The following is a 6,203-nucleotide window of genomic DNA, read 5'->3' as shown; positions in this document are numbered from 1 at the left end:
ATAGCTGGGTAGCCAAGTTTGGAAGGGATAAGCGCTGAAAGCATCTAAGCGCAAAGCCCCCCTCAAGATAAGATTTCCCATAGCATAAGCTAGTAAGACCCCTTGGAGATGACGAGGTAGATAGGTCTGGAGTGTAAGCATAGTGATATGTTAAGCGGACAGATACTAATCGGTCGAGGGCTTAACCAAAAGGGTTAACCCAAAAACGCACACACAAAAAGAACAAAGCAAAGTTTCGATGTCGATAGTAGGTTTTAACGTGTAGTTGAATGTCTGGTGGCGATAGCGGAGGGGACACACCCGTTCCCATACCGAACACGATCGTTAAGCCCTCCAGCGCCAATGGTACTTAGGACGTCGGTCCTTGGGAGAGTAGGACGTTGCCAGGCAATGAATGAAGACCTTTGAGAGAGTTATCTTTCAAAGGTCTTTTTGCAGTATCTAATTTATTGCAAATTCCTGATTTCAACTTATGTGCTGTTTTGCGCCGCCAAAAGTAAATAGGTTTATTGTAGATAGTATAGGTGCAACGAATACTAGATTTCTCTATATATAAATTATAGTTTATAGGACTTTCTGGATTCGGTAATAATAGAAGAGATTGAAGAGGATAAGGAGGGTTTTAATTGGAAGATCAGAACATTGAGGTACATACATCTATAGAAGCAATAAGGGCGAAAGACCTTTGGAAGAATCAAGGATACACATTAATTGACGTGAGAACACCTGTGGAATATCAGGATGATCATATTGAAGGTGCAATTTTGATACCAATTGATGAATTGAAAAGCAGAATTCTTGAATTAGATAAGAACAAAAAATATATCGTCATTTGTCGTAGTGGAAACCGCAGTTCCAAAGCTTGCGATATATTTATACAGCAAGGCTTCTCGGAGTTTTATAGCGTAAAAGGTGGTCTGGAAGCATGGAATCAGGTATAATAGAATAGTTGAACCTCATCAAGTCTGTTAAAGGTCGCATTATGTTTAATATAAGATAAGGTTCTAATAAGAGATAAAGAAAACTTAGTTCAGATGGAGTTTTACTCCACCTGAACTCTAGTTGCACTTATTTCGAAGCTTGGCGGCACTTATCTCCCGCTTAAAGAAGTGGGAGTATTAGTAAACGCCGCTGAGATAAATTATATAGATATAGAGGTGGGTTAAGGTGAACAGATATTCCCTATTATTTATAGTTGCTTTGGTCACGCTTTCACTTGTAGCGTGTGGTGCTGGTTATAAAAACATCGACGTACATCAAGCGAATACATTAAGTGCAGATGGTGAACACGTTATGCTTGACGTAAGAACTGTTGAAGAATATGCAGAAGGTCATGTTCCTGGAACGGTTAATATTCCAGTTGAGGAATTGGAGAGTCGCTTAGATGAACTAAATAAGGACACGAAGTATTTAGTCATTTGTAGATCAGGAAAACGAAGTGTGACAGCTAGTGAAATATTAGTAAAAAACGGTTTTAAACAGGTAACAAATGTTGAAGGCGGCATGCTTGCTTGGCCTTATGAAGTAGAAAAATAAGAGAAATGAAATGGAAAAGTTGAGTAAGAGATAGTATTTTCTACCTCTACTCGGCTTTTTTCTATAAGTCCAATAATACGGCTCTTTTATTTCCAGAAAAGCTGTGCAAAACATTACGTAGATGCTATAATCAATTTATAAGAAATACTGATTATCATTATTGATGAGTACGATTATTCTTATGTTGAACATGTCGCAATAGTAGCGAGTACCTATCGACTGTATGCAAATCGTTTGGAATATAATATTTGTTATGCTAAGATATGACATAAACAGATAAGGGGGAAGTGAATGTTTTTAATCAATAACGTAATACTTGCAAATCGTATACGCAAAATCCTTTCTCGAAATAACATAGACATAGCACACTTAATCCCTGGAAGGTTACGCTTAAAATGCACAGGTTGGCAAGATAAAGAAGATAGAATTTATCAATTCCTTCAAGAATTAGAAAAGGAACCGAAAATCGAATCCGCTCAATATACGCCTGAAACCGGAAGTTTATTAATCCTCTTCGATAAATCCCTACTTCAAGAGATACAAATCATAGAGAAATGGTTAACACGTGCTGAACAAATTATTAATTCTTAAATATAGAAACGAGGTGAGTAAATGTTTCAAATGCTATGTGGTACCTTATTAACAGCTGTAGGAACTAATGCTTTATCGAACTTCTCAAATATTAAGGTGAATGTCGTTCATGCCTCCCCTGGGAGATTAAGACTTCAAAGCCCTACTTGGAAGAATAAGCAAGTGGCGGACAAGTTAGTCGAAACTTTTGGAAAACATCCGCTTGTAATGAAAGTAACAGCATCACATATTACGGGTAGTCTGCTATTAGAATTCCATCAACCGCACATTACACAAGAACAATTTAACAGCTTAATGGATAGTGCAGTCGTAGGATCAGTGAAAGGGTTCAAGGCCAAAGAAGCAGATGTAATGAAGGTTATGCGTAAGACAATTAATCATGTCGATCATTTTATTAAGAGTAAAACATTAGGCATTTCTGATATCGCGTCTATTATAGTGATTACCCTAATCGTTTCAAGCGTTGTTAGCATAAGGGGCAACAACCCGGGTGCAGGTTACAGAAACCTGTTATGGGCTTATAGAATGATTAAAGGAGAGGAGGCACGGAGTAAGTGGCTCAACTAGCAGTTCATCATGTGTTGCCAGGCAGAGTGCGATTTAAAGTGCTTTTCCCAGTTGCATCATCAATAGAGTTAGAGCGTTTTGTTGAAAAGATACCATACATACGATCGATTCGTTTTACACAAGAAACGAATTCTCTGCTTGTATATTTTGATTCAAAAGTTGCTATCAAGCAGTTGTTTATCGACGTGCAGCATGTTGTTAAATTGTTCTGGAAGGATCAAAAGCGGAAATTAGTAAGCGAATCTACGAATCAAAGCGCAGAGACAAGTGCAGCTATCAAGAAAGAAATATCACGCATAGGGATTGCTGTGGGTGCTTTTGTAATCGAAAGATATTTTTTTCCGACGTCAATGCAACCGGGTTTATCTAGATTAGCTCATCCGGCTACTTTAGCAATGCTATACGCAGCTGGAGATATCATTAAAAATGGTTTCAAATCGTTGTTCGTGGATAAGCGTATAACTGCCGATACATTAACGGCGTCAGCAGTATTAGCAGCGGCTATAAAAGGAAGACCAAGTTCGGCATTAACGATTGTGATACTTTCCAGCGTAGGAGAATTACTAACAGAGTATACAGCCAATCGGACAAGAAACCATATCACGAATATGTTGAAGGTTGACGTTCCTTTTGTATGGCGTGTAGACGAATATGGTAAGGAGCTTAAAGTACCAATTGAAACAGTTCAGCCTGGGGATACAATCGCCGTTTTCATAGGCGAGAAAATTTCTGTCGATGGAACTATTGTCGGTGGTATGGGCTCTGTCGATGAATCGTCGATGACAGGAGAATTTATCCCGAAAGAGGTTGCAGAAGGAAGCTATGTCTATGCGGGCAGTATTCTCAAGGCAGGGCAAATTCGTATTAAAGTAAAGCATGTGGGTGATGGAACAGCAATTACTCGCATAATTAAGTTAATCGAAGAAGCCCAAAGTAAGCAGGCGCCAATTCAATCGTTTGCAGACAAGATGTCTCAATCTCTTGTACCTGTATCCTTTGCGATGGCTGGGATTGTCTACTTCATTACGAGAGACTGGAACCGAGTCATGAACATGCTGTTTATTGATTATGCGTGCGGGTTGAAGTTATCGACAGCTACGGCGATATCTGCCTCAATAGGAAAAGCGGCGAAACAAGGGATCTTAGTAAAAGGTGGACAATACATTGAGCGTTTGTCCAACATTGATACTGTTATCTTTGATAAGACGGGAACAATCACTGAGGGAGAACCGACTATTAAGCAAGTATATGCTTTCAATGGATACACAGATCGCGAAGTTATTCGATTTGCGGCTTCAGCAGAAGAGCACTCTTCTCATCCAATTGCCAGTGCTATTGTTAATCAGGCGAAAATTTGGAATGAAGAAATCCCAAATCATGGCGAGGTGGAAACCATCGTTGGGCGTGGGATTCGCTCTGAAATTCAAGGCCGCGAGATTCTTATCGGAAGTGACTCTTTTATGACAGAGTCTGGTATTGACATGAGCGTTCTACATTCTGAACAAGGTGCTGACGTTCGTCAAAAAGAAGACAACCTCGTGTTTGTAGGGTGCGATAAGAAACTCATGGGCGTTATCAGTATCTATGACCCAGTGCGTTTTGGAATGAAACGGACAATTAACCAGTTACGTAGACAAGGGATAGACGAAATTGTATTATTGACTGGGGATAAGAAACATAACGCACAGAAGATTTCCTCGAATTTGTTCCTAGATAATTATTTTGCTGAAGCACTACCAGAAGACAAAGCAAATATCGTAAAGAAGTATCATCATAAAGGGAATACTGTTATGATGGTGGGAGATGGCATTAATGATGCCCCTGCATTAGCATATGCTGACATCGGGGTAACATTGGGAGGAAAGCGTACTGACATTGCCGTAGAGGCATGTGATGTGATTATTACTGGCGATGACCCATTAACTTTACCAACAGTCATACGTTTAGCTCAGAAGACGATGAACGTAATTCATCAAAACTTCTTAGCGACGATTGTGATTAATAGCTTTGCTATGCTGCTTGGGGCTGCGGGTACAATTACACCAGTAGTGGCAGCAGTGATACATAATGCAGCTACCATTGGAGTTGTACTGAACAGTTCAAAAATTCTAGTAACGGAGACATGATCATGAATAACAAATTCTATATTGCTCATGACATTCCAGGAAGACTTCGTCTGATTGTTCCAGCCCTCTCTGGAAGGAAAGATTTGAAGTACATTATGCAGCTTTTTACAGCTGTACATGGTGTAAATTACGTAAGAATTGAACCAAGGATTCATTCGATATTATTTGAATATGAGAAGCAAGTCATTGATAGGAATACAATTCTTAAACATGTAACGGTGTTTTTTAATCAAATCGCGTTTAGTCCAATCGACGATATCATGGTTAACGTAAAGCCGAAGGTTCGTAGGAACCTGTTTTCATCTTTACTCACGGGAGCAATTCTGTTTATTGCGTATGCTAGAAAAACTTCGAGTCCTCGACCGGATGTTCTCGATTACACGGCAATGATTTCTACAGCGTATACAGTTTTAACTCATGGAGGAACGAATAAGCTCAAGCATCCAGATGTTATCGCGGGGATTGTAAGTATGCTGTCTTTAGGGCCAAGTAATATTTTACAGGCTTCTGCAATATCCTGGGGAGTCAATCTTCTAGAGATTTTGTTCGATATGTCAAAGGAAGACGCAAAACTTCCTGCGATCACATAAGGTAAATTGCTTAAAAGTGGCAAATAAGGTATAACAAAAGTAAAAGAAAAACATATAAGGAGATGAGATTTCGATGATGAATAGAGATTTTTGGTTTGGTTTTGCAGTAGGTGCTGTAACAGGAGTAGTAGGGTATCGTTTATATGAACAAAACGGTGGGCAATTACAACAATTAATTCGCCCAGCTTTTGGACAAGCTGAAGGATGCGAATCCACTGTAAATAGCGCTTCTTCAGTAGAAGATTTAGTAGCACAGAAAGAGCGTTTAGAAGATCTAATTGCAGAGAAAAATCTTGGGTAATTTTAAATAGCTATTATAAGATTTATTTTATGTTGCAAGGTTATACTGAAAAATGAGACATGTTTTTATGAACAATAGATCTCAGGGAGGTACTATATATTATGATAAGAGGTATGAATAATACAGGTATGGGTCAAGGTATGGGAATCATGGGACTTAGAAGTGACTTTTGGTATGGATTTTTGATTGGGACTGTAACAGGAGCAGTGGGTTACCGTCTATATGAACAAAACCGTGGCCAACTTCATTCATTAATTCAACCGGGGTATGGACAAGCTATGTGTGTGCCTGCATCAACGCATGAAGCTTCAATGGAAGAATTAGTTGCGCAGAAAGAACGCCTAGAAGATATGATTGCAGAAAAGAAAATCGCCCAGTAAAAAGTAATAGAAAAGAATATAATGTATCGAAAAACGTTGCCTGGGGCAGCGTTTTTTGTTTTTTCTTCTTTACAAAAAGAAAATATTGTTTATAATTAAATTATCTCTGCAA

Annotated in this window: 8 protein-coding genes and 2 rRNA genes; all 10 read left to right on the top strand. The window is 38.9% G+C overall.

The genetic code is table 11. The annotated features are described in order from the left end of the window. A 23S ribosomal RNA gene (locus tag BHU72_RS10440) occupies window positions 1-189 on the top strand; the annotation flags it as partial. Between the two features lie 83 nt (window positions 190-272). Further along, window positions 273-389 (top strand): 5S ribosomal RNA (gene rrf, locus BHU72_RS10435). A gap of 237 nt (window positions 390-626) precedes the next feature. Continuing rightward, a complete protein-coding gene (locus BHU72_RS10430) occupies window positions 627-941 on the top strand; it encodes a rhodanese-like domain-containing protein (protein WP_083248391.1) in 315 nt (104 codons plus the stop codon). Between the two features lie 226 nt (window positions 942-1,167). Further along, entirely contained in the window at window positions 1,168-1,536 is a 369-nt protein-coding gene (locus BHU72_RS10425) for a rhodanese-like domain-containing protein (RefSeq protein ID WP_069702567.1), read from the top strand. A 291-nt stretch (window positions 1,537-1,827) separates the two neighbouring features. After that, window positions 1,828-2,127 (top strand): HMA2 domain-containing protein, encoded by a 300-nt coding sequence (locus tag BHU72_RS10420; RefSeq protein ID WP_069702566.1) that lies wholly within the window; start codon window positions 1,828-1,830, stop codon window positions 2,125-2,127. Between the two features lie 21 nt (window positions 2,128-2,148). Next, window positions 2,149-2,694, top strand: coding sequence for an HMA2 domain-containing protein (locus BHU72_RS10415; RefSeq protein WP_069702565.1), 546 nt, complete (start codon window positions 2,149-2,151; stop codon window positions 2,692-2,694). Beyond that, complete coding sequence (locus BHU72_RS10410; RefSeq protein WP_069702564.1) at window positions 2,682-4,820, top strand: heavy metal translocating P-type ATPase; 2,139 nt, start codon at window positions 2,682-2,684, stop codon at window positions 4,818-4,820. The genes BHU72_RS10415 and BHU72_RS10410 overlap by 13 nt, the downstream gene beginning before the upstream one ends. 2 nt (window positions 4,821-4,822) lie before the next feature. Further along, a complete protein-coding gene (locus BHU72_RS10405) occupies window positions 4,823-5,410 on the top strand; it encodes an HMA2 domain-containing protein (protein WP_069702563.1) in 588 nt (195 codons plus the stop codon). Window positions 5,411-5,483: 73 nt separating this feature from the next. Beyond that, a complete protein-coding gene (locus BHU72_RS10400) occupies window positions 5,484-5,711 on the top strand; it encodes a hypothetical protein (protein WP_069702562.1) in 228 nt (75 codons plus the stop codon). A 101-nt stretch (window positions 5,712-5,812) separates the two neighbouring features. Further along, complete coding sequence (locus BHU72_RS10395) at window positions 5,813-6,091, top strand: hypothetical protein (protein WP_245671891.1); 279 nt, start codon at window positions 5,813-5,815, stop codon at window positions 6,089-6,091. Window positions 6,092-6,203: the final 112 nt, after the last annotated feature.

The sequence above is a fragment of the Desulfuribacillus stibiiarsenatis genome (assembly GCF_001742305.1).
GTDB classification, from domain to species: Bacteria; Bacillota; Bacilli; order Desulfuribacillales; family Desulfuribacillaceae; genus Desulfuribacillus_A; species Desulfuribacillus_A stibiiarsenatis.
The sequence above is the reverse complement of the archived record's forward strand: the minus strand, read 5'-3'. Positions and strand labels throughout refer to the sequence as shown.